The following is a 22506-nucleotide window of genomic DNA, read 5'->3' on the forward strand; positions in this document are numbered from 1 at the left end:
GTATCTGGATGCAAGTCATTAAGCGAATAAATAATAACGTAGCAGTTTGTTTAGATCAAAATCATGACGAATTGGTGGCTTTTGGTAAAGGAATTGGCTACCCTAAAACGCCATATGAACTAACTGACTTAAGTAAAATCAAACTGACTTTTTATCGAATTGACAGTCGTAATTTTAAACTGATTAAAGAAATTCCGGAAAATGTTTTAGAAGTGAGTGCTGATATCATTCAGCAGGCACAAACTATTTTGAGTCAAGATTTAAATCAAAATATTCTGTTTAGTTTAGCAGACCATATTAATTTTGCGATGGAACGTTCAAAAAAAGGGATACGAATTGATTATCCATTTTCGTATGATATTCGTTCGTTTTATCCTAAAGAATGTCAGGTTGGCGAAATAGCTCTGAAACTAATTGAACAGAAGCTGAATGTGAAATTACCTTCAGAAGAAGTAATTGCGATAGCTATGCATTTTATTAATTCTCAAGTAGTTACAAAATTGCAAATAAGTGAAGATAGTTTTAATTCAATTGCCGACTTAATAGTAAAAGAGATTGAGCAACAATTTAAGCTAAAAATTAATCGTAATTCCTTTATCTATAACAGGTTTATTACACATCTAAGATACTATTTGAAGCGGTTAGAGAGTAATGAGCAAATTGATGATGGCTCGAGCAAACTACTCAGGACAAGTTTTAAAGAAAGCTATCCTAAAGTGTACCAGTGTACAGTAGATATTATTAATCAGATTGATGAAAAATTACGTACAAATACTACGGATGATGAAGAATTTTATTTAATGATTTACGTTCAAAGAATGATTACACAATTAAATAGTGAGGAAAGTGAAAATGAATAAGAAATATCAGGAAATGGCTCAGCAAATTGTTGATGCTGTTGGTGGCAGTGAGAATGTTGTTAGTGTAACTCATTGTATGACAAGATTACGATTCAATCTTAAGGACATGAGCATACCAAAAGACGACGAAATAAAAAATATTGCTGGTGTGTTGGGAACTGCAAGATCTGGTGGACAATATCAAATTATCATTGGTCAAACGGTTAATGAAGTTTATGATGCAGTTACTGCAGTGGGCAACTTAACTGAAGCTGCGCCAATAAATGAAAATATTGATAACGTAAAAAGCGAACCCAAAAAACTAACATGGAAGTCTGTAGGTAATACGATTTTAAACAAAATTGCTGGAAGTTTAACACCACTCATTCCAATGCTGATTGCGGCATCAATGTTCAAAATGCTAGTAGCAGTGCTTGGACCAACTATGCTTAACGTCATTTCTGTACATAGTGACTTATATCAACTGTTTAGTTTTGTTGGTGACGCTGGTTTTTACTTCTTCCCAATTGCAATCGGCTATACTTCTGCTAAGCAATTTAACACATCCCCAATTTTAGGAATCTTTCTTGGAGCAATTATGCTTGATCCAGGTTTGTTAAAAATAGTTGCTGCAGGAAAACCATTCACAGTATATGGCATACCAATGCACTTAACTAATTATGCTAGTTCTGTTTTGCCAATCTTGTTGTCGGTATGGATAATGTCATATATCGAGCGCTTTTTCAATAAGCACATCACTGCTGCATTGAGAACTATTCTTGCACCTACTTTAACAATTGCTATTATGCTGCCTCTTGCTCTATGTGTACTTGGACCACTTGGAGGATTTGTAGGCGAATACGTTTCTAAGGGAATCATTTCCTTCGGTCAACTAGGCGGTGTTGCTGCTATTATTGGTGTCGGGCTAATAGGAGCTCTTTGGGAACTTCTAGTTATAACAGGAATGCACTTAGTTATGATAAGTGCAATGATTACGATTGTAGCACAGACTGGTCACGATAATTTTATTATCCTAGGTTCTTTGGCTGCTAGCTTTGCAGTAGCTGGTATGAGTTTGGGTGCAGCATTACGCTTAAAAGATAAAAAAGAAAAATCTTTAGCTTTTAGTTACTTTATTGCAAATTTTATTGGTGGTGTTACTGAGCCTGGTCTATACGGAATAGCAATTAAATACCGTAGACCATTTATTGGAATGATGATTGGTGGATTCGTAGGCGGTATATATGCTGCTATAATGCACGTTTCTGGCTACGTAATTGTACCAGTGGCCAATTTTATGTCACTAACAGCATACGTAGGTGGGTCTACTGCTAACTTAATTAATGGGATTATAAGTGCAGCAATTGCCTTAATAGTTGCAGCAATTGCTACTTATGTCATTGGTGTTGAGCCAAAAACTAAATAGGGAGAAAATATGAAAAACATAATTATTCGTGCAGACGATTTAGGCTATTCTAAGGGCGTCAATTATGGAACCTATGAAAGCGTCAAAAATGGATTAATCAATAATGTTGGCGTAATGGTTAACATGAAAGATACGCTTCATGGATTAGATTTGTTGAAACCATTTGATCTTGATATTGGGATGCATACAGTGATTTGTGCAGGTAAGCCATTGACAGATCCAGAGAAAATACCAAGTTTGGTAACATCTGATGGTTTATTCAAACCTTCTAAGGTTTATCGAACTGCCGAGCATGATATAGTTAATTTAGACGAAGTTATTATTGAAATTGAGGCGCAATATCAGCATTTCTTAAAAATTGTTGGTAAAAAGCCAGATTATTTCGAAGCACATGCTGTTTATAGTGCAAACCTATTAAAAGGCCTTGAAATAGTTGCTGAAAGGCATAATTTACCATTATTGCCGTTCGATTTAGACCTAAACCCAGTTAAGTTTAAAAACAATACAACAATTACAACTTTTATGGACAGCATGAAGCCAAATTATGATCCATATCGTACTTTCGCTGACACCGTCAAATTTGCTCTTGCTAGTCCTGAAGATAATGTGCCAATGATGGTATGCCACCCAGGATATTTAGATCAAAGCATTATTCAGCAATCCAGCCTAACTATTCCACGTACACAAGAAGTGGACTTTTTATGTGATCCAAAAGTAGTACAGGAAATTGAGGATAAAGGACTACATTTAGCTAGATATACTGAATTAAGTTAAAGATGATATTGTATCAAAGAAATAGAAAAAGCAGAGTTTTTACAAACTCTGCTTTTTTATTTTTTAATCTTCCCATTTACATAAAGTATAGCCGCGGCTAATCGCATTTTTCTTAGATATTTTAGAGATATTTCCTCTTGCAGGCCTGAGACCACGGCAGTTAGGATCATAATGATATCTACTACCAGACCTAGGTGCAATATAAACAACGCGACTTTTTCCTTGACGGTAATATTTTACTTGGTTAAACTGCGTTTTCTGAGCAACATTTTTATTGACGGTCAGTACTTGCTTTGTGGGTTTTTGATTATTATGTTTAACTATAAGTTCCTGAACTTTTGCTTTGGCTTGTGGTGCATCTTTTTTGTGGGTAACTTCTACAGAGCGAGCTTCATTAGTTTGATTGCTCTGATGCTCGCTTGAAGTTGAATCATTAGCGAAAAAGGTAAGGGCAAAGAAGGCAACTAACCAAAGCCACCACTTTTGATAAAACGGTTTGTTAGATTTCATTTATAACTCTCCTTGATGTGTTTTAGTTTATTGTAAATTATTCATGTTGCATATAGTTAATTTTGTAGTGTAAATTCACTATAAAAAATACAGTATGAATAATAATGCTTAGCCATTGGTAGTGATAAAAATAGTTGAACTTTTTGATGAGATAGTATAATTGAACAGAGGTGATATCATGGAAATAGGACCATTATCTGAGTGGGTAACAGCTATAGCAGAGATTGCTGCTGTTTGCGTAGCGCTATTTTTACCTGTCTATGATAAGAAACGTGAAAAAAAGAAAAGAACTCGTAACTTGAAAAAGGTGTTTATATTCCTCATACAAAAGGCTTTAGATGAAAATGATACAACTGGTTTGGAGGCCTACTTTAAAATTAGTTATTTGACGATTGATAGTTTAGAGAACAGGGAGATATATGCGGTAGTTCAACCTGCATTTGAAATCCTGAAAAAACCTGATACTCCAAAACAGAAAAAAGAAGAGGATCTCAAACCAATATTAGAGTATCTAAATCAAAAATAAAATAGCACTTAGTTTATACTAAGTGCTATTTATAGTTGGATTTAAAAACTAAAATTTAGTTTCTTTAATATCGTCTTCTGGCCTGTGCTCCTGTACACGAATAATTTGCCAGTCAAAATCACTTTCAGGAATATCTGCTAAATCAATAGTTAGTTTGCCATCTTCATAGCTAAATTTTGGTTCAGCTCGCTTTTCGATCATTTCAATTCGGTTAGGTTCAACTGCAATACCGTCTACCACTACTTCTTGTGCTAGTGGTTTTTTAACAAAAACATATTTTTGATACTGCATGTGACGGTTTTGCAAGACGAAACCGTTGTCGCTAGTGCATGCGCATGGCTCGCTTTCGTTTAAAGCGTGGCCAAAAATGTGCATCCAATTGTTGATTGTAGTGAACATTTCTGTCGTGCTTTCACTAAGTGAATTAGCAGAATCCACTTCAACATTGATAAATATGCTGTTTCCATCTTTACGATGATTAATAATTTCATCAATTACATTGTCAGGAGTTAAATCAACTCCAGTTTGCGCATCAACTAGGGCAATTGTATATTTAGCACAAGCCTTTTCGAAGTCAGCTTGTAATTGATCGGTTGCAACAGCTCTAGCACCAATATTGCGTGCAGTTTTTACTAAAAAATCAGCATCTATATCTTTGGTGCTTTTTAGTTTAAAATTTAAGATAATAGCAAAATCAGGATTCATTAAATCTCTCTCCTTAATACTCATACTATTAAGTTTAACCTAAAAGGCGGTAAATACGAAAGATGAAAATTATTATCTCACCAGCAATGAAAATGAAAGTAGACACTAATGCCTTTGCGGCGAAATCACAACCGCAGTTTTTAACTCAGGCAAAAGAACTATCCGACTTTTTGAAAAAGTGTAGTTTCACGCAATTAAAGTCAATTTGGGGTGGAAGCGATCGTACTACTGAAGAAGGACAAAAGCAACTCGCTACACTGGACATAACTGAAGTAGATGGCTTAACGCCAGCAATCATTTCTTATTCAGGTATTCAATATCAGTATATGGCACCAGACTTGTTTACAGCTAAAGCCTTGGCCTACTTGCAGGAAGATGTGCGTATTTTATCTGGTCTTTATGGTGTTTTGCGTCCGTTTGATGGCGTGTGGCCATACCGCCTAGAGATGAAGAACAAAGTTTTGGGTTTTAGAGAACCCAACCTTTATAAATATTGGGGCGAAACTTTGGCCAATAATCTCTTTGATAAAAATGATGTCGTAATTAATTTGGCTTCAAAGGAATATTCAAAGAATATTGCGCCGTACTTATCTGGCAAACGACAAATGATTACGATTGATTTTCAGGAACAAAAAAATGGTCAATGGAAGACAGTTGGCGTTCATGCTAAAATGGCACGAGGTGAAATGGTTCGTTTTATTTCAGAAAATCAACTTAAGCAGCCAGAAGAATTGCAGCAATTTGATGATTTTGGCTTTCAGTTTGTTGCTGAAGAAAGCACATCTAGTAGGTATGTTTTTCGAACAGACTTTGACTTCAAGCGACATTAATACCGATAAGTTAGTAAATGGAGATTAGCATGGAAATTGTTTTTGTACGGCACGGTCAGACAGATTTAAATAAGACTAGGAAAATTCAAGGGTCACGCTTTGATCATGACCTTGACCAAGAGGGGCGTACATATGCAGAAGAAGCTGCAGCAAATTTTGATCCTAATCAATTTGACCTTGTATTTTGTAGTCCGATGAAAAGAGCGTTGACAACAGCGCAAATTTTTACCAAAGGTCAAAAAGAAATAATTACTGATGAGCGCTTAGTAGAGTTCAATTTCGGTGAGTGGGATGGAAAATATTTAACAGAATTAGGCAAAAAGTATCCGGATGCGATTGATCCATGGGGAAAAGCGGCAGCTAATTACGTTAAATACGCGCCACATGGCGAGACTTTTGCGGAACTTGATCAACGTTGCGGCAGCTTTCTCGATGAATTGCAGGAAAAATATCTCGATAAAAAGATTTTGGTTGTTTGTCATGGCACGTTAATTAGAATGATGTTTGCCCATTATTTTACAGCAGGAGATATCAATGCATTTGAAACAATTGATAACTGCGCGTTAGCTAAAATTTCATACCGTGATCATGTGGCCCGGATAAACTATTACAATCGATTATTAGTGCTTAAATAAATAGAGAAAAGAGTTCGAAAAAGAGCTCTTTTTTATTGCTAAATTTTTAAGTTGGTTAAAAAGTGCAAGAGCTTTTTAATTGACGGAAAAAATTATAAGAGTTAATATTTTAGCAAAGTGACACAGTGTCACTTTTTGAAAAAAGGAGATGAGGAAATGGTAAAACCAACTTTCGTAAATTTACCACAGGACAAAAAAGAGAAAATTACCCAGGCCTTACTCAACGAATTTAGCAATCATCCGTTGGCTGAGGCACAGGTGGCCCGGATTGTTAAAGAGGCTGAAATTGCCCGTGGAGCTTTTTACAAGTACTTTGAAGATTTGTCTGATGCATATGGATATCTGTATCAGCTCGCAATGAAACAAATTCATTCTTTTGTTAAGATGCCAGCAGACTATCAGCCTGAAATTTTTTATCAGAATGTGGTTGATTTCATTAATCAAACGCAAGGTAGTAAATATGCCAAATTAGTTAAAATGCATATGTTGTATAACGAGAGCACAGTTAGTAAACCATTTCCTCAGGACGTGTTAGTTAAATTAAGTCCGCAAAGTTGGAGCGCTATGGTTCTCAGTCATGCTGCTATTAGGGAAATACTGGCTGAACCAACGCAAAAGGAGCTTGTTTTGTCTAAGCTCAAGGTGGGCTTGACGCTACTTAAAAAGGAGTCAGATTAATGTTTTTAGCGATTAAAGAAATTAAACGGGAAAAGCTGCGTTATGGATTGATCATTTTAATGATTTTCCTAATCAGCTACTTAATCTTTATCTTATCGTCACTAGCAGTTGGTTTAGCGAGTGAAAATACGCAGGCAATTGAGTCTTGGGATGCCAAGCAAGTGGTATTAAATAAAAATGCTAATGTGAGCATGAGTCAATCACTTTTAACTAAAGATGATTTGAGCAAAACCAAGATAACCAAAAATGAAGCCTTACTTGGTCAAACACCGGTAGTTGCTAAAAACAGTAACCGCCCACAGGTTTCGGCCCAGTTTATTGGGGTAAAGAAAGATCAGTTTATTTACGATGATCAGGAATTAATTGCTGGTAGAAAAGCCAAAAAGGATCGTGAAGTTGTGGTCGATCAAGCCTTTCAGACAAAAGGCTATAAGCTAGGTGACAAGCTTGAATTAAACGGCTCCGCAAACAAGTATCGTATTGTTGGTTTTGTTAAAAACGCCAAGATAAATATTGCACCAATTATTTATGGTTCGTTAGCAAGTTGGCGCAAATTACGTCAAGGGATGCCTAATATAAAGGCATCAGCAATAATTTCTCGGAACGCAAATTACAGTTATAATCACGCTAACAGTAAGACTTACCCGATTGCTCAGTTCATTAAAAAGCTGCCGGGTTACACAGCTCAAAATATGACTTTCCAATTAATGATTGGCTTTTTGTTCGTTATTTCGTTAATTATTATTGCGGTCTTTTTGTACATTCTGACAATGCAAAAGATGCATAATTTTGCTGTAATGAGGGCTCAAGGAATTCCAAGTAGAACTTTAGTAGCAGCAACAGTCAGCCAATCGGTTATTTTGGTTGTAGTTGGAGTAATTATTGGTTTGGCTGCAATGTGGTTAACCGCAAAAGTTCTGCCTGCTGCAGTTCCAATGAGCTTTACACCGCAAATTATTTTAAGTGGAACATGTGGCATGCTATTAACAGGAATTATCGGTAGCTTAATTCCGATTAGATCAATTTTAAAGGTAGATCCAGCTAAGGCGATAGGTGAATAAAATGGCAGTTATTGAATTGAAAAATGTTCAGAAAGTATATGGAACAGGTGCAGCAGAAGTTCAAGCGCTTAAGCAAATAGATTTCAAGGCCAATGAAGGCGAAGTAGTGTTAATCATGGGACCGTCTGGAGCGGGTAAAAGCACTTTTTTAACGATTGCAGGTTCTTTACAAAAGCCGACATCTGGACAGGTTTACATTAACGGTGAGGATATTGCTAATATTTCTGCTAAGCAAAGTAATGCATTGCGTCTGAATCAGATTGGTTTTGTTTTGCAGGCATACAACTTGGTTCCTTTTTTAACGGTTAAAGAGCAGTTTGAACTTGTTGATCATGTAAAAAAGCAAGGCAACCTTAACCAAGCAACAATGGACAAGTTATTAGAACAGTTGGGAATTACTGGACTAGTAAATAAGTATCCGAGTGAGCTGTCTGGTGGTCAGCAGCAACGTGCTGCAATTGCTCGGGCACTTTATGCTAATCCCAAAATTTTACTGGCAGATGAGCCAACAGCATCACTTGATAGTAAAAATGTAGACGAAGTAGGCCAATTGTTCAAAAATCTTGCCAAAAATTATCAAAAAGCAGTCATTTTAGTGACTCATGACCCGAGATTGGAAAAATATGCTGATCATATTTACGAAATGATGGATGGGGAAATGATAAAAAAACAGTAGTTCTTTAATTAGTATATACCTTTCATAGCTAGCTTAATTATTTGTTATTGTGTACGAACATTTTTAACAATAATTAAACTGGCTATTTTTTATTGCTTTTTAATAGTAAATTTCCACTTTTCGGGTTTATTATTAGGTAACGTTATTCGTTGAGGCTACTAGAGGAACTAATATTTTTAGGTATAAAATAGCACATTGTTCTTGACAAAATAGTTTTAAATTTACTATTCTTAACATTGGATAATTAATTGTTATTTTATGAGATGGTACTGTTGTCAATTCAATAAACAGATTAAAAATGAGGTTTCTTTAAGACAATTATTAGTCTTTTGAGCCGAAATGTTTTTTTAAGAGAAAATAGCAAAAAATTATGTTAAAGAAGATGTTTTTGTATTGTGAAGTCGCGATTTTACGCCATAGCAAATAGCTATAGAAAATTGAGTGACAAGCAAAGAGTTAAGTAATGAAAAATTGAGGTAGAAAATGGAACTTCCAGAAGATAAAGCAATAGAAATAACAACAGATTATGAGAATCAAAGTATTAACTTGAGATTTTCTGACAATTTAACGGATGATCGCGAGAGAGGATATATTTTATCTGCTGCATTCTTTTCATTTTGCGCATCTCAAGGTCTAAGTAAAGACGAAATTAGTGATATGGTTTCGTCATATTACGATGAATTTTCGGATAACGAAAATTAAAGAGCTTTCTGCAGGTATAGGCATTTTAATAGTCTGATTGTCGTAATTACCTATAGCGAGCAGGGAAATTTATAGGTACTAAATTAATCAAGGAAAAACCTTATGGCAAGAAAAAAAGAAATTGGGAAAAAGAAAATTTTAGCTATTGCTTATAAAATGGTTGTTAAAGATGGCATTGAAAGCTTAACTGCCCGAAACATTGCTAAAGCAGGCCACTTTTCAACACAGCCATTGTATCTTGAATTTGAGAGCATGGATGAGTTGCGCAACGAAGTTTTGCATCAAATTGCGGACAATCTAAGAAGTAATATTTTGCAAAAGCAATACACCAGTGAACCTATGGTAGATATGGATTTGTCATACATTGAATTTGCTGAGCAACATGAAAATCTTTTTCGTGCAATGTTTGTTGATGGAAAGTTTGGCAGCAAAGTTATTTCAGATACTTTGATTGAGCTCGGAATTCTTAAGTTTAAAGAGCAGTATCCGGATGACAGTCATACAAATGAAAAAATCAAAAATATTGTAATTGCCAATTGGATTACCACTATCGGAATTGCGTCTTTAATCGTTAATGGCATTGCAAGCTTTTCGCAAACGCAAATCGTAAACGTGCTGTCTGCGCAGCTTAATGACGCGGTTATTAACGATTGGCTAAGTGAGACTAGCACCGTTTCTCTGTTCGATACTGAAGATGTTAAAGAAGCTAGAGCAAAAAAGAAAAAAAATCATAAAAAATAATTTCTTAATAAAAAGCCATATATAACAAGGGTTATAGAATAAAAAGATTAAACTTCTATAGGTTTATGATTATGTTTTTTGTTCAAAAAATGTAGATGATGTTATAATTATTTAAGAAATTATTTTACTTGAAAGGTGGTTTTTTATGAAAATCCTTGCATTATCTGGTTCAAATGCCAATAATTCTTTTAATGAAGCATTACTTAAGTTTATCTCTAAGGAATTTGCTGACAAATATGACTTTAAATTAGCAACTGTTAAGGGATTGCCAATGTTTAAAGAAGGTGAAGACGCTCCAGAATCAATTCAAACTTTAACTAAAGAAATTGAAGACGCTGATTTGGTTTTGATCGGTTCACCGGAGCAACAGCACTCTGTAACTAGTGCTTTAAGTAGTGCACTTGAATGGTTATCAAGTGCAACACATCCATTTAAGGATAAGCCTGTTGCTATTGTTTCAACTTCTCCAATGCCTCAGGGTGCTTCACGTTCACAAAGTCGTTTGAAGACCTTGATGACAGCACCTGGTTTTGATGCTAATGTCTTTAATGGCGATGAGTTTATGATGGGTGTTGCACCTCAACAATTTGATGAAAATGGTAACTTGAAAAATAAGTCTACCGTTGAATTCTTAGGTCACTTCTTTGATGAAGTTGATAGTTGGTACGCACAAGTTACTAAGTAGGAGGACCAAGAATGAAAATTTTAGCTATTGTTGGTACAAACGCTGATCTCTCATATAACCGTTTTTTAGCAAAATTCATTGCTAAGCGTTATGGTGATAAGGCAGATATTGAAGTAAAAGAAATTGATAAGTTGACTCCATTCTGTAGAACGGAAATGGCTGATGACACTATTAAGCCTTGGATCGAAGATGTTAAGAATGCTGATGCTATTATCATTACTACGCCAGAATATGCACATACTATAACTGCTGCATTAAAGAGCAGTCTTGAATGGTTAGGCTCACACGCTGGTCCTAACGTAATGAAGATGAAGCCAGTTGCAGTTGTCGGTGCTTCATACGGTACTCAAGGTACTGCTCGTGCGCAAGAAGATATGCGTGAAATTTTGCTTTCACCAGATATGAGCGCTAATGTTTTGCCAGGTAACGAAGTTTTAATTGGTCAAGCTCCAAGTAAGTTTGACAAAGAAACTGGTGAATTAACTGACGAAGCAACAATCAAGCAATTAGACGGTATGATGGATAACTTCTTCAAGTTTATTGAACAAGCAAACAAATAATCTTTTGCTAGATTGTTTAGCAGAGAGTAAAATAACCGGATAGAATTAACTATCCGGTTATTTTTGTCAGGAAGGAAATTGTCTATGACTGCACCAATTGTGTTGCCAATAAAATCTGTTCGTAATCCTCGCGACATCGGAGGATATATTGGATCTGATGGTCGTAAAATTCGAACCCACCGTTTACTGAGGACTGGTAATATGAGTGAAATAACGCCAGCTGATGAGCAGTTTTTGCTAGATTACGGCTTACATACAATTATTGATTTACGTTCACCAGCTGAATGTAAACAAAATCCGGATAAAGAGTTGGACAATGTGGAGCACTATGCTTGTCCACTTTCAGCTGAAGATAATACCGGTGGACACGGATTTGATATGGGTAAGGAATTTGCTGAATATCGTAAAGACCAATATGCAGGTTTTAAGTTGATGTGTCGCCGCTATCATCGACATATCCTTAATAAGTCAGCCAAGCAAAGCTTTCATCATATTATTGAATTGATAGCAGAAAATGATGACGGGGCAATTCTTTACCATTGTTCTGAAGGTAAGGACCGTACGGGTCTGGTAACGATTATTATTTTATACATTTTAGGCGTAGATATGGAGGTAATTCGACAGGACTATCTTTATTCAAACTACATGTTGAATGATTATCGTGCAGTTCGTGACCAGCACTTTAAGCAAGCAGGAGAAAATGACAATTTCCGTGCCAATATGCGCGTTTTAGGCTCGGTTGCTAATTCTTATTTTGACACCAGCTTAATCACTATTAATGAAAATTTTGGTGGCCTTGATTCATACATTACTAATGAACTTGAGATTGATAACCAAATGCAAGAACTAATTAGAGAAAAATACTTGGAGAAATAGAAAACATAATGATTAAAAATTTAACTTTAGAGCAGGCAACAGGTCAGCATCATGCCTTAGGTACCTCAATTACTTTACAAATTTTTGGTACAACTGATGATACTTTGATTAATGAAACGTTTGATCTGATTGATCACTACGAAGATTTATTGACGGTAAATCGTGAAAATTCAGAAGTAATGGATATTAATCACGCTGCAGGTAAGGAACCAGTTCAGGTTTCAAGTGCTGTCTATGGTTTGGTTAAGTTAGCAGTTGAACAAAGCCGAGAAAACTTCGGCTTTAATGCATTGATTGGTCCATTAGTTAAGCTGTGGGCAATTGGCTTTAAGGACGCACATGTTCCAACTGATGAGCAAATACAAGAAAAAATGAAATTAATTGATCCATTTAGTGTTGAATTAGATGATGAAAATCAAACAGTCTACTTGAAGAAACCGGGAATGGAACTTGACTTAGGTGGCATTGCTAAGGGCTGGATTGCTGATCGAATTCGTGACTTTTGGCATGCTTACGGTGTCAGAGCTGGTATCATCAATCTTGGTGGTAACATTTTGCTTGTTAATGATTCGCCTAAGCGTGCGAATGGTCAGTGGACGGTTGGTATTCAAGATCCTAAAGAGCCACGTGGTAAAAACATTTCAACAGTAACGGTCCCAGAGTGCTCAGCTGTAACCAGTGGCACGTATGAACGCTATCTAGTTGTAGATGGTCATAAGTATCATCATTTGATTGATCCAAGAACTGGCTATCCGGTAGAAACTGATTTGGCGGGTATAACTACTTTTACCAAGGACTCAGTTGAAGCTGAAATTGAATGCAAACGTCTTTTCTTTGCGGGACATCCAATTGAGGGCTGGCATGACGATCCTGATCGAATTGGCGCCGTTTTTGTATATAATGATGAACACGTTGAATATGATAATTTTGATCAATAGAGATTTAAAACTGCTTTTACAGTATGGTAAAAGCAGTTTTTTCATTAAGTAACAAAAAACGAAGCTAAAATTTATCCAGCTTCGTTTTTTAAAATAATTGAATTTATTTAATAGTGATAGCTTTATGGCAGAATTCGTGTTGAATCGTTGCTTTTGGAAGCCAAGAAATTGCACCATGGTCGTAGTTCATGTTCTTACCACCAGTACCGGCACCATCATGCTTTGAGTAGTATAGAGGGTCATAAACTAGGAACTTACCTTTTTCATAGCCAACAATAACTTTGCAGTGGTTACGTACATTGTCACCGGGTTTTTGGTATGAAGAGAAGCCGTAGTAAAGAACTGGCTTTCCACCTTGAACGTACATTCTAATGTCGTCTAAGGTTAATTTCTTGCTAGAAATGTTAATAACATTTTTACCTGTCTTAAAGGTACGAGCATATTTAGCTAAAGCACCTGGGCTGATTACATAGCCAAAACCGACACCAGTATAAACATTACCTTTTTGACCACCCTTAGTTGGTTGCATTGGTAAGTTGTCTTGTACTTTCTTTAAGAAGCTTGCAGTAATCTTTTGACCTTGTGAGCCAAGTAACATCGACATTGAAGCACCTGCACAGCCCCAAGGTGTTTTAACTGGAACATATTGGCTGACATATGGCGCCTTAACAATTTTAGCTTGGTTAGGTGTTGCTACAGCGTTTTTGTTAATATAGCCAATTGTTGGTTTGCCTTTTTGGTTAATCCAGTAGTATTTTTTACCGTTGTGGGTAAAAGTTTTGCTGACATTAAAAGTCTTGTGGAAGTATTTTGAGCTAGATTTTTTGTTTTCAAAATTGCCTTGATAAATGCCGTAGTTCTTCTTAACAATTGCTACTTTAAAAGTCTTAACCTTTTTATTTGAAGCTGTTGTTGTTTGCCCCTTATTAGTGGTCGAAGGCGCTTTTGTCTGATCGGATGAAGACGGCGTCTTTGTTTGATCAGCTTTCCCAGATTGATCTGTTTGGTCAGTTTTACCTGATTGTTCAGTTTGACTAGGTTGCTGTGTTTGAGTTGTTTGACTGCTTTGAGGTGATTGAGCCTCATCAGCAGCGCTAACAACTGAAACGATACTTGAGCTTGCAATCGGAGCAGCAAGCAAGATTGCAGCAGAAAGTGTCTTTATTTTTTTAAGCACTGATTTTTTATCCACTTTTTTCCTCCAAAATTTCATATATTATTGTTAAATTATCTTACCAAAACTAGTTTACTACAATCACCAATTAATTTGGCATATTTTTAAATGGAAAAAGTTAATCTAAAAAAAGAGTAATAAAAAAGGCAATCGTAGTTGCCTTTTCATTTGTTTAACTTTTTTATGCAGCTGTTCGACTAATACTAAAAATATAGTTGAACATACCATTAGATAGGCCTGGTGTACTATAAATTATAAAACGTAAAAATGGTGAATTAAGTGTTTGCTGAATAAACCATGGATTTTGCAAAGCATTTAGCATCGACAAAATTATATAGACGAAAAAGTAGCTAGCAAAAAATTGAGCGGTTGCGCCTAAAACACCATCTAAAAGCGTACCAAAACTGGTTGAGTGAGGCTTTTTGCTTGGAAACCAGCCTTTAACAATTTTGATTAGCCATTTGCCAACAAATAAAATGATGAAAAAGGCTAAGAACCGAAAAATCATTAAATTGGTACTGGGAGTCAAACTGGTTTGAATGTTTTGACCAGTAATTTGGCTATAAAGCCAGTTGCCAACAGGATTTTGAAATAAGATTGCAGCGATAAAAACAACTGCTGCGAAAATCAAATTAATAATTAATTTGGTAAAACCGGTTTGGTATCCCTTATATGTTTTTAGGGCCAAATAGACTAAAACAATTAAAGTAACAATCATATTGATCTCCTTTGACGATATTATAGCGTATTTTGCTGATTTAGACTTTGACGGCAGTCAAAAAATATTTCATAATTAATAAGATATAATGGCTTTACAATAAGCCGCTTTTAGCGTTAAATTTATAGGGTGTGAAACAAGGTTTCACGGGTGAAAAATGAATCCTGAACAATTTGTCCAAGAATTATCAAAGCGTAATTTTAAATTAAATGAAAAGCAAATCAACCAATTTAACCAATACTTTACTAGTTTGATTGAAGCTAATCAGCATGTTAACCTCACGCGAATTACTGAAGAAAATGATGTTTATCTTAAGCACTTTTTTGACAGTGTTACGCCACTATTCATGTTTGATGAACTTTTTAAATCAGGCAGTGAATTATGCGATGTTGGTGCTGGTGCGGGTTTCCCGTCAATTCCGCTCAAAATTATAAAACCAGAAATCAAAATCACTATTGTCGATTCTCTAGGTAAGCGATTAACTTTTTTGCAAGAACTTGTTGATAAGTTAGATCTAAAGGATGTAACACTTGTTCATGGTCGCGCCGAAGATGTCGGTCAAAACAAGCAATACCGTGAACAGTTTGATCTTGTAACTGCTCGTGCAGTTGCCAATATGGCGGTATTGAGTGAATATTGCTTACCTCTAGTCAAAAAAGATGGTAATTTCATTGCACTTAAGGGACCTAAAGCTGATGATGAGTTAAAAGATAGTCAAAAGGCAATCACAACTCTTGGTGGCAAGGTTAGCAAGGTTGAAGAACTGCAATTACCTTATAGTAGCGAGGAAAGAACGCTGATTCTTGTTCAAAAAGTCAAAATGACACCCAAGAAATATCCACGACAAGCGGGGACACCGCATCGTAAACCAATTCATTAATAGGGGGACAATCATATGTCACTATTTTCTTCTTTAAGACATCACGATGAAATTCCTAAAGATAAACAAATTCAAGATATTGAATTAACTAAAATCGTTCCAAATTCTTATCAACCAAGACGTGAGTTTTCCGATGAGTCAATTCGTGAATTAGCAACGACACTTGATAAGGAAGGATTGCTGCAACCAATTGTGGTTCGCGAACAGGGCGAGCAATATGAAATCATTGCAGGTGAGCGCCGTTTTCGTGCTGCTAAACATTTAGGCTGGGAAACCATTCCTGCAATTGTTAACAATATGGATGAAGCTCAAGCTGCATCATTAGCGTTAATTGAAAACTTACAAAGAGAAGACTTAAATCCAATCGATGAGGCGCAAGCATATAACAATTTAATGAAACTAAATAATTTGACGCAAACAGCTCTTGCGCAAAATATTGGTAAATCTCAATCATATGTTGCCAACAAGATGAGATTGTTGAAGTTATCGCCTAAAGTTCAAAGTTACCTAGCTAGTGGAGAAATTTCGCCACGTCATGGCCGTTGTCTGGTAGGTTTAAGTCAGAAGGACCAAGGACGTGTGTTAGACGAAATTTTGGCTAATAACCTCAACGTTAGCGACACAGAAAAAATTGTCAAAGATGTTGATGGCTACTTTGAAAACAAAAAAGACCAGGATAAGGCAGAAAAGACAAAACGTGCTGTTAATCGGGTACCTAAGGACATGCAGGTTCAAATTAACACAATCAAGCGTGCAGTTAAGTTGGCCAAGGAATCGGGTATCAAGGTTAAGGTCAAAGAGAACAACACGCCTGACGACTATATGATTACGATTGAATTAAAGAGAAAGTAGGTTGCACATGGAAAATATGGTAAGTGTAATTTCGGTTGCTAACCAAAAGGGTGGTGTTGGTAAAACCACCACCACTATTAATTTGGCAGCTTCGATTGCAGAACGTGGGTACCGCGTTTTAATTGTCGATATTGATCCTCAGGGGAATGCAACTTCTGGTTTAGGAATTGAAAAATCGGAAATTGATCAAGATATTTACAGTGTGTTGATTAACGATGTTCCACTCAAAGACACAATTTTCCATACTTCAACTGATAAGCTGGATTTGGTGCCAGCCACCATTAATCTTTCAGGAGCAGAAACTGAACTAATCAGCATGATGGCACGCGAAACAAGACTGAAGTCAGCGCTTGATACAGTTAGTGGCGATTATGATTTCATTTTCATTGATTGTCCGCCTTCTTTAGGACAATTATCAATTAATGCCTTTACAGCTTCAAATTCAATTTTAATTCCAGTTCAAAGTGAGTACTATGCAATGGAAGGGCTAAGTCAATTGCTTAATACCATTCGTCTAGTTCAAAAGCACTTTAACAAGGACCTAGGTGTTGAAGGCGTATTGATGACTATGCTGGATGCGCGAACTAATTTAGGCGCAGAAGTTGTTAAAGAGGTAAAGTCTTACTTCACAGATAAGGTTTATAAAACTATTATTCCTCGGATAACTAAACTGGCAGAAGCTCCAAGTTACGGCGAAGCAATTACAGAATACGCACCTAATTCAAGAGGTGCCAAGGTATACGATGATTTAGCTAAGGAGGTGTTGAAGAATCATGGAAAGAGACTCAAAAAATAAAGAATTGAAGCGAAAAGGCGGTCTTGGCCGTGGGATTGAAGCTTTGTTTGAAGATGAGCCACAGATTGAAGAAACTGAAGAAGAAATCAAGGACCTTGATCTTGGCGATATTAGGCCCAATCCTTATCAACCGCGTAAGAGTTTTGACGATAAAACCCTGAAAGAATTATCAGATTCAATTAAGGAAAACGGCGTTTTTCAACCAATTATTGTCCGTAAATCCGTTAATGGTTATGAAATTATTGCGGGTGAGCGTCGTTATCGTGCTTCCAAGTTAGCCAAGAAAACAACAATTCCAGCGATTGTACGTGACTTTACAGAAAGTCAAATGATGGAAGTGGCTGTTCTTGAGAACTTGCAACGTGAGGATTTGACACCGCTAGAAGAAGCGCAAGCTTATGAAATGCTGCAAAAGAATTTGGGTTTAACACAAGAAGAAGTTTCAAAACGGATGGGTAAGTCACGTCCATATATTGCCAACTACCTGCGTTTACTTACTTTGCCTAGCAAAACCAAGCACCTTCTGCAGCATGGTGACCTTTCAATGGGTCAGGCTAGAACACTGCTAGGGCTAAAAAACAAAGATAAAATTGATGAGGTTGCCAAGCAAGTAGTTAAAGAGGGGATGCCTGTTCGTAAGGTAGAAGCACTTGTAGCTAGTCTTAACGCAAAGAAGCCTCATAAGAAGACGACTAAGAAGTCAGCCTTTATTAGGGAAAGCGAACATCAATTATCTGATAAGTTGGGTTCCAAAGTTAATATTTCCGAAAGCAAAAAAGGTAACGGTCGTTTATCAATTGGATTTTCTTCAGTCGATGAGCTGAACAGAATTCTCGATATCTTGGGTGTTGATCTTGATGAATAAGGCAATCACTTATAACTTGGCAGATACAGTTTTGATGAAAAAACCTCATGCCTGTAAAGTGAATGAATGGGAAATCCTGCGCTTGGGCGCTGACATTCGTTTAAAGTGTATGGGCTGTGGTCACATTGTAATGATGCCGAGATCAAAGTTTGAACATAATCTCAAAAAAGTTTTAACTAAGGCAAATGATCCTGTAAATAAGAAAAATGAATTCTTTGTACCAAAGGAAAATATTGCCCAACCAAATTTTAATCAAGATAATAATTAATTTAGAAGTAAAAAGAAGAGGATAAAGATGTCATTAACTGCTGGTATTGTTGGATTGCCAAATGTTGGGAAGTCAACCTTATTTAACGCAATTACTAAGGCGGGGGCCGAAATGGCTAACTACCCATTCGCCACGATTGAACCAAACGTAGGGATGGTCGAAGTACCTGATAAGCGTTTGGCACGAATTCAGGAATTAGTACCTGCGAAAAAAATTGTTCACACAACTTTTGAATTTACTGATATTGCAGGCTTGGTTAAGGGTGCATCAAAAGGTGAAGGGCTTGGTAACAAGTTCTTAGAGAACATTCGTCAAACAGATGCGATTGTTCATGTAGTACGTGCCTTTGAAGATGACAACATTACCTCTGTAACTGGTAAGGTGGATCCAGAAGAGGATATCAATACCATTAACTTGGAATTGGCAATTTCTGATTTGGATGCAGTTAACCGTAGAATTGACAAGGTAAAGAAGCTTGCACAACAAAAAGATAAGGAAGCTAAAGCTGAACTTGATGTTTTGGAAAAAATTAAGCCAGTTTTAGAAGAGGGCAAGGCCGTACGCTCAATCAGTTTCAATGAAGAAGAGCAAAAAATTGTTAAAGGCTTGTTCCTATTGACAGCTAAGCCAGTTATCTATGTTGCCAATATTGCTGAAGACTCTATGGCCGATCCTGAAAGTGATCAATACTTCCAAATCGTTAAAAAGCATGCAGAAAGTGAAAATGCTGAGTGCTTAGGAATTTCAGCTGCTACTGAAGAAGAAATAGCCGGACTTGATGATGATGAAAAAGCTGAATTTTTAGAGGCTGAAGGTGTCAGTGAGTCAGGACTAGACCGCTTAATCAGAGCAGCATATCATATCTTAGGACTTAGAACTTTCTTCACAGCCGGTGGACCAGAAACACGTGCGTGGACTTTCCATGAAGGCATGAAAGCCCCACAAGTTGCTGGTGTAATTCACTCAGACTTTGAACGTGGCTTTATCCGTGCTGAAGTTGTTTCATTTGCTGACTTGGACAAATATGAAACAATGCAAAAGGTTAAAGAAGCCGGCAAGTTGCGCCTTGAAGGAAAAGATTACGAAGTCGAAGACGGTGACATTATTGAATTTAGATTTAATGTTTAGGAAAAGATAATGGCTGAAAAGAAAACTGAAGAAGAAGTAAAAATAGATACGAATAAGCAAGAAAAGCTGAAAGAAAAAGTTGAGAGTCAAAACAAAGACGATGAAGTGAAGGAAATGAATCCGAAGCAACTGCGTCAGCAGTTAAGTAATAAGAACTCTGATTACATTTATCGCTTGCAAAAAGAATTAGAAACTCAAGGCAAAATGAGCGCTGAAGATGCAAATAAACGGGTTGATGATTTATTGGCTGACCTAGTTGTTGCTCAACGCCATGGTCAACCAGCTTCTACTTTTTATGGCATGGCACCAAAACTCAAGGCAGCTGATATGTTAAAGCCAAAGAAAAAGACTGCAGCTGATATTCCATTTTGGCAATATGCAGTAGATAGTGCACTTTTATATATTGCATTATTTGTTGGTATTTTTGGTGTTATTGCACTCTTTACGCCAAACTCAAAGAATAATTCGCAAATGGGAATTTTGTCACTAGTTCTTGTAGGTGGTGTAATGGGTGTCTTCATGACCAAATATAATGAATGGGTTTTACCTTCAGCTGGAAAGAACAGAAAAATTCCTTGGTCAAAACTGATTTGGGGCTTTGTTCTGATGCTGGTAATTCTGTTTGCTTGCTTCTGGGTATTGGCAATTCCAGCATTAAGAATTATTAATCCTGTTTTGTCTGGAGTAGCTAACATTATTATTGCAGCTGCAGCATATGGAATTCGTTGGGTATTCCGTCGTCACTTCCAAATAATTGGTTCAGTTTTTAATCCGGCGACAACAAACAAATAGGTGCTTTTTGTAAAAAAAAGGTCTATAATTAAATAACTATATATTTACAAGGATAAATAGATTTTTAAGTCTATTTATCCTTTTAAATTAAAATTTGCACTCCGAGAAATAGCTATTTTCCCGTGGATAGAAAGAGGTACTTAATGATTAATACACTGCGTAAATCAATTAGGCAGTACAAGAAGCAATCTTTGCTGTCCCCACTTTTTGTTATTGGTGAGGTTATCATTGAAATGCTGATACCATATTTAGTTGGTATTTTAATTGATAATGGAATCATGAAGGGTAACATGCCGTATATCATGAAAACAGGTTTGCTGTTGTTCGTGATTACAATTGTGTCACTTGTTTTAGGTGCAGGTGCGAGCTATTTCTCCGCTCACGCTGCGGCAGGTTTTGCTGCTAATCTGCGAAAAGATATGTTTTACCATGTTCAAGACTTTTCGTTTGAAAACATCGATAAATTTTCCAGCTCCAGTCTTGTAACTAGAATGACGACAGATGTTAACAACATTCAAATGGCATATCAAATGCTGATCAGAATTGCTGTTAGAGCACCAATGATGTTGATTGTTTCAATCATTATGTCTCTAATCATCAGCCCTAGATTGTCGTTAATCTTTGTCGTTATTGCTCCTGTTTTCGTGATTATCATGGCACTTATTATTAAAAGTGCTAACCCATATTTCCCTAAAATTTTTAGGGGCTACGATCAGATGAACCAGGTAGTTCGTGAAAACATCCGTGGTATTCGTGAAGTTAAGACATATGTTCAAGAAGATGAGCAAACGACTAAGTTTAAGAAGTCGTCTGGCTTTATTTATAAGCTATTTTCAACAGCACAAAAAATCATGTCACTTAACTCAATGGTTGTGATAGCTGTTTTGAATATTTCAAACTTAGCAATTTGCTGGTTTGGTGCAAAGGAAATCGTTGGTGGTACTTTACAAGCCGGTCAATTGATTTCAATGTTCTCATATTCAAACTCTGTTTTAAACAGTCTGAATATTTTAGCAATGATCTTTACCCAACTGGTAGTTTCAGCAGCTAGTGGTCGAAGAATTGCTGAAGTAATCAATGAGAAGCCATCTATTGAAAACCCACGTAAGCCATTAAAAGAAGTTACTAATGGTGAAGTCATCTTTGATCACGTTAACTTTAAGTACAATCCGGATGATAAGAATTATGCTTTGCATGATATAAACTTAAAAATTAAGCCTGGTGAAACACTAGGTATCATTGGTAAAACTGGTTCATCAAAATCAACTTTAGTTTCAATGATTCCGCGTTTATATGATACGGACTCGGGTGCAGTTCGTGTTTCTGGACATAACGTTAAATCTTATGACTTAAAGACTTTACGTGATAATGTTGCGGTTGTTTTGCAAAACAACGTGTTATTCTCTGGCACAATTAAGGACAATCTGAAATGGGGAAATGAGAATGCAACTGACGAGCAAATTTTAGCTGCTTCAAAGATTGCCCATGCGGATGACTTTATTCAAGAAATGCCTGATAAATACGACACAATGGTTGAACAAGGCGGTAACAACGTTTCTGGTGGTCAAAAGCAAAGAATTACTATTGCCAGAGCACTTTTGAAGAAACCAAAGATTTTAATTTTGGACGACTCGACTTCGGCAGTTGATACGCAAACGGAACGTGAAATTCGTGAATCGCTAGCACAAGAAATGCCTGATACGACTAAAATTATCATTTCCCAACGAATTGTTTCAATTAAGGATGCAGATCGAATTATCGTAATGGATGATGGTAACATTCAAGACATTGGTAACCACGATGAGTTGATGAAGCGTAACGATCTGTATAGCTCGATTGCTAAATTCCAAGAAGAACAAAAGAAGTAGGTG

The 22506-nt window shown here is 36.4% G+C and carries 27 protein-coding genes; 23 read left to right on the forward strand and 4 right to left on the reverse strand.

Going from position 1 to position 22506, the window contains the following annotated elements; translation table 11 throughout:
• Positions 1–8 precede the first annotated feature (8 nt).
• Genes F5ESL0263_RS00925 through F5ESL0263_RS00935 form a run of 3 tightly spaced genes read left to right on the forward strand, consistent with a single transcriptional unit; the run spans position 9 to position 3039 of the window.
• Positions 9–860 carry a PRD domain-containing protein gene (locus F5ESL0263_RS00925; RefSeq protein ID WP_122034152.1) on the forward strand — a complete coding sequence of 284 codons (852 nt, stop codon included), beginning with the start codon at positions 9–11 and terminating at the stop codon, positions 858–860.
• On the forward strand, positions 853–2265 hold the full coding sequence (locus F5ESL0263_RS00930; RefSeq protein ID WP_122034154.1) for a PTS transporter subunit EIIC: 1413 nt from the start codon (positions 853–855) through the stop codon (positions 2263–2265). Before F5ESL0263_RS00925 ends, F5ESL0263_RS00930 begins: the two co-directional genes overlap by 8 nt.
• Positions 2266–2274: 9 nt before the next feature.
• The gene (locus F5ESL0263_RS00935; RefSeq protein ID WP_122034155.1) at positions 2275–3039 is read left to right on the forward strand and encodes a ChbG/HpnK family deacetylase; all 765 of its coding nucleotides are present in this window, start codon (positions 2275–2277) and stop codon (positions 3037–3039) included.
• Between the two features lie 63 nt (positions 3040–3102).
• Here the strand turns inward: F5ESL0263_RS00935 and F5ESL0263_RS00940 are convergent, their stop codons facing one another.
• Entirely contained in the window at positions 3103–3549 is a 447-nt protein-coding gene (locus F5ESL0263_RS00940) for a hypothetical protein (RefSeq protein WP_122034157.1), read from the reverse strand.
• 178 nt (positions 3550–3727) lie between these two features.
• On the opposite strand from F5ESL0263_RS00940, the gene F5ESL0263_RS00945 reads away from it, so the two are divergent.
• Positions 3728–4075: a hypothetical protein gene (locus tag F5ESL0263_RS00945; RefSeq protein WP_122034159.1), complete on the forward strand. Its 348-nt coding sequence runs from the start codon at positions 3728–3730 to the stop codon at positions 4073–4075.
• A gap of 48 nt (positions 4076–4123) precedes the next feature.
• Here F5ESL0263_RS00945 and F5ESL0263_RS00950 read toward each other — a convergent pair whose 3' ends face one another.
• Positions 4124–4780: a hypothetical protein gene (locus F5ESL0263_RS00950; protein ID WP_122034161.1), complete on the reverse strand. Its 657-nt coding sequence runs from the start codon at positions 4778–4780 to the stop codon at positions 4124–4126.
• A 62-nt stretch (positions 4781–4842) separates the two neighbouring features.
• On the opposite strand from F5ESL0263_RS00950, the gene yaaA reads away from it, so the two are divergent.
• From yaaA to F5ESL0263_RS01005, 11 genes are all read left to right on the forward strand, one after another.
• Positions 4843–5610, forward strand: coding sequence for a peroxide stress protein YaaA (gene yaaA, locus F5ESL0263_RS00955; protein ID WP_122034163.1), 768 nt, complete (start codon positions 4843–4845; stop codon positions 5608–5610).
• Positions 5611–5639: 29 nt separating this feature from the next.
• Positions 5640–6245: a histidine phosphatase family protein gene (locus tag F5ESL0263_RS00960; protein WP_122034164.1), complete on the forward strand. Its 606-nt coding sequence runs from the start codon at positions 5640–5642 to the stop codon at positions 6243–6245.
• A gap of 156 nt (positions 6246–6401) precedes the next feature.
• Positions 6402–6923 carry a TetR/AcrR family transcriptional regulator gene (locus F5ESL0263_RS00965; protein WP_122034166.1) on the forward strand — a complete coding sequence of 174 codons (522 nt, stop codon included), beginning with the start codon at positions 6402–6404 and terminating at the stop codon, positions 6921–6923.
• Positions 6923–7984, forward strand: coding sequence for an ABC transporter permease (locus F5ESL0263_RS00970; RefSeq protein WP_122034169.1), 1062 nt, complete (start codon positions 6923–6925; stop codon positions 7982–7984). Before F5ESL0263_RS00965 ends, F5ESL0263_RS00970 begins: the two co-directional genes overlap by 1 nt.
• A gap of 1 nt (position 7985) precedes the next feature.
• The gene (locus F5ESL0263_RS00975) at positions 7986–8660 is read left to right on the forward strand and encodes an ABC transporter ATP-binding protein (RefSeq protein WP_122034171.1); all 675 of its coding nucleotides are present in this window, start codon (positions 7986–7988) and stop codon (positions 8658–8660) included.
• Positions 8661–9143: 483 nt separating this feature from the next.
• Positions 9144–9362 (forward strand): hypothetical protein, encoded by a 219-nt coding sequence (locus F5ESL0263_RS00980; RefSeq protein ID WP_122034173.1) that lies wholly within the window; start codon positions 9144–9146, stop codon positions 9360–9362.
• Between the two features lie 102 nt (positions 9363–9464).
• The gene (locus F5ESL0263_RS00985; RefSeq protein WP_122034175.1) at positions 9465–10103 is read left to right on the forward strand and encodes a TetR/AcrR family transcriptional regulator; all 639 of its coding nucleotides are present in this window, start codon (positions 9465–9467) and stop codon (positions 10101–10103) included.
• 145 nt (positions 10104–10248) lie between these two features.
• Positions 10249–10788: an NADPH-dependent FMN reductase gene (locus F5ESL0263_RS00990; protein WP_122034177.1), complete on the forward strand. Its 540-nt coding sequence runs from the start codon at positions 10249–10251 to the stop codon at positions 10786–10788.
• 11 nt (positions 10789–10799) lie between these two features.
• Complete coding sequence (locus tag F5ESL0263_RS00995; RefSeq protein WP_122034179.1) at positions 10800–11348, forward strand: NADPH-dependent FMN reductase; 549 nt, start codon at positions 10800–10802, stop codon at positions 11346–11348.
• Positions 11349–11432: 84 nt separating this feature from the next.
• A complete protein-coding gene (locus tag F5ESL0263_RS01000; protein ID WP_122034181.1) occupies positions 11433–12224 on the forward strand; it encodes a tyrosine-protein phosphatase in 792 nt (263 codons plus the stop codon).
• Positions 12225–12232: 8 nt separating this feature from the next.
• Positions 12233–13162, forward strand: a complete 930-nt coding sequence (locus F5ESL0263_RS01005) for an FAD:protein FMN transferase (RefSeq protein ID WP_122034183.1) — start codon at positions 12233–12235, stop codon at positions 13160–13162.
• A gap of 103 nt (positions 13163–13265) precedes the next feature.
• Here F5ESL0263_RS01005 and F5ESL0263_RS08755 read toward each other — a convergent pair whose 3' ends face one another.
• Together F5ESL0263_RS08755 and F5ESL0263_RS01015 are read right to left on the reverse strand one after the other, a co-directional pair.
• Positions 13266–14354: a C39 family peptidase gene (locus F5ESL0263_RS08755; RefSeq protein ID WP_370448827.1), complete on the reverse strand. Its 1089-nt coding sequence runs from the start codon at positions 14352–14354 to the stop codon at positions 13266–13268.
• 163 nt (positions 14355–14517) lie between these two features.
• Positions 14518–15054, reverse strand: coding sequence for a CvpA family protein (locus tag F5ESL0263_RS01015; RefSeq protein ID WP_122034185.1), 537 nt, complete (start codon positions 15052–15054; stop codon positions 14518–14520).
• Positions 15055–15211: 157 nt separating this feature from the next.
• Here F5ESL0263_RS01015 and rsmG point away from each other — a divergent pair, with 157 nt between their 5' ends.
• From rsmG to F5ESL0263_RS01055, 8 genes are all read left to right on the forward strand, one after another.
• Positions 15212–15934 carry a 16S rRNA (guanine(527)-N(7))-methyltransferase RsmG gene (gene rsmG / locus F5ESL0263_RS01020; RefSeq protein ID WP_122034187.1) on the forward strand — a complete coding sequence of 241 codons (723 nt, stop codon included), beginning with the start codon at positions 15212–15214 and terminating at the stop codon, positions 15932–15934.
• A 15-nt stretch (positions 15935–15949) separates the two neighbouring features.
• Positions 15950–16786, forward strand: a complete 837-nt coding sequence (gene noc, locus F5ESL0263_RS01025; protein WP_122034189.1) for a nucleoid occlusion protein — start codon at positions 15950–15952, stop codon at positions 16784–16786.
• A gap of 16 nt (positions 16787–16802) precedes the next feature.
• A complete protein-coding gene (locus F5ESL0263_RS01030) occupies positions 16803–17582 on the forward strand; it encodes a ParA family protein (protein WP_122034307.1) in 780 nt (259 codons plus the stop codon).
• Entirely contained in the window at positions 17560–18447 is an 888-nt protein-coding gene (locus F5ESL0263_RS01035) for a ParB/RepB/Spo0J family partition protein (protein ID WP_122034191.1), read from the forward strand. The genes F5ESL0263_RS01030 and F5ESL0263_RS01035 overlap by 23 nt, the downstream gene beginning before the upstream one ends.
• Positions 18440–18715, forward strand: coding sequence for a DUF951 domain-containing protein (locus F5ESL0263_RS01040; protein WP_122034193.1), 276 nt, complete (start codon positions 18440–18442; stop codon positions 18713–18715). Before F5ESL0263_RS01035 ends, F5ESL0263_RS01040 begins: the two co-directional genes overlap by 8 nt.
• A 27-nt stretch (positions 18716–18742) precedes the next feature.
• Complete coding sequence (ychF, locus tag F5ESL0263_RS01045) at positions 18743–19843, forward strand: redox-regulated ATPase YchF (RefSeq protein WP_074426017.1); 1101 nt, start codon at positions 18743–18745, stop codon at positions 19841–19843.
• 9 nt (positions 19844–19852) lie between these two features.
• Positions 19853–20635, forward strand: coding sequence for a DUF1129 family protein (locus F5ESL0263_RS01050; RefSeq protein ID WP_122034195.1), 783 nt, complete (start codon positions 19853–19855; stop codon positions 20633–20635).
• Between the two features lie 143 nt (positions 20636–20778).
• On the forward strand, positions 20779–22503 hold the full coding sequence (locus tag F5ESL0263_RS01055) for an ABC transporter ATP-binding protein (protein WP_122034197.1): 1725 nt from the start codon (positions 20779–20781) through the stop codon (positions 22501–22503).
• Positions 22504–22506 lie beyond the last annotated feature (3 nt).

The organism is Lactobacillus sp. ESL0263 (genome assembly GCF_003692845.1).
Classification (GTDB): domain Bacteria; phylum Bacillota; class Bacilli; order Lactobacillales; family Lactobacillaceae; genus Lactobacillus; species Lactobacillus apis.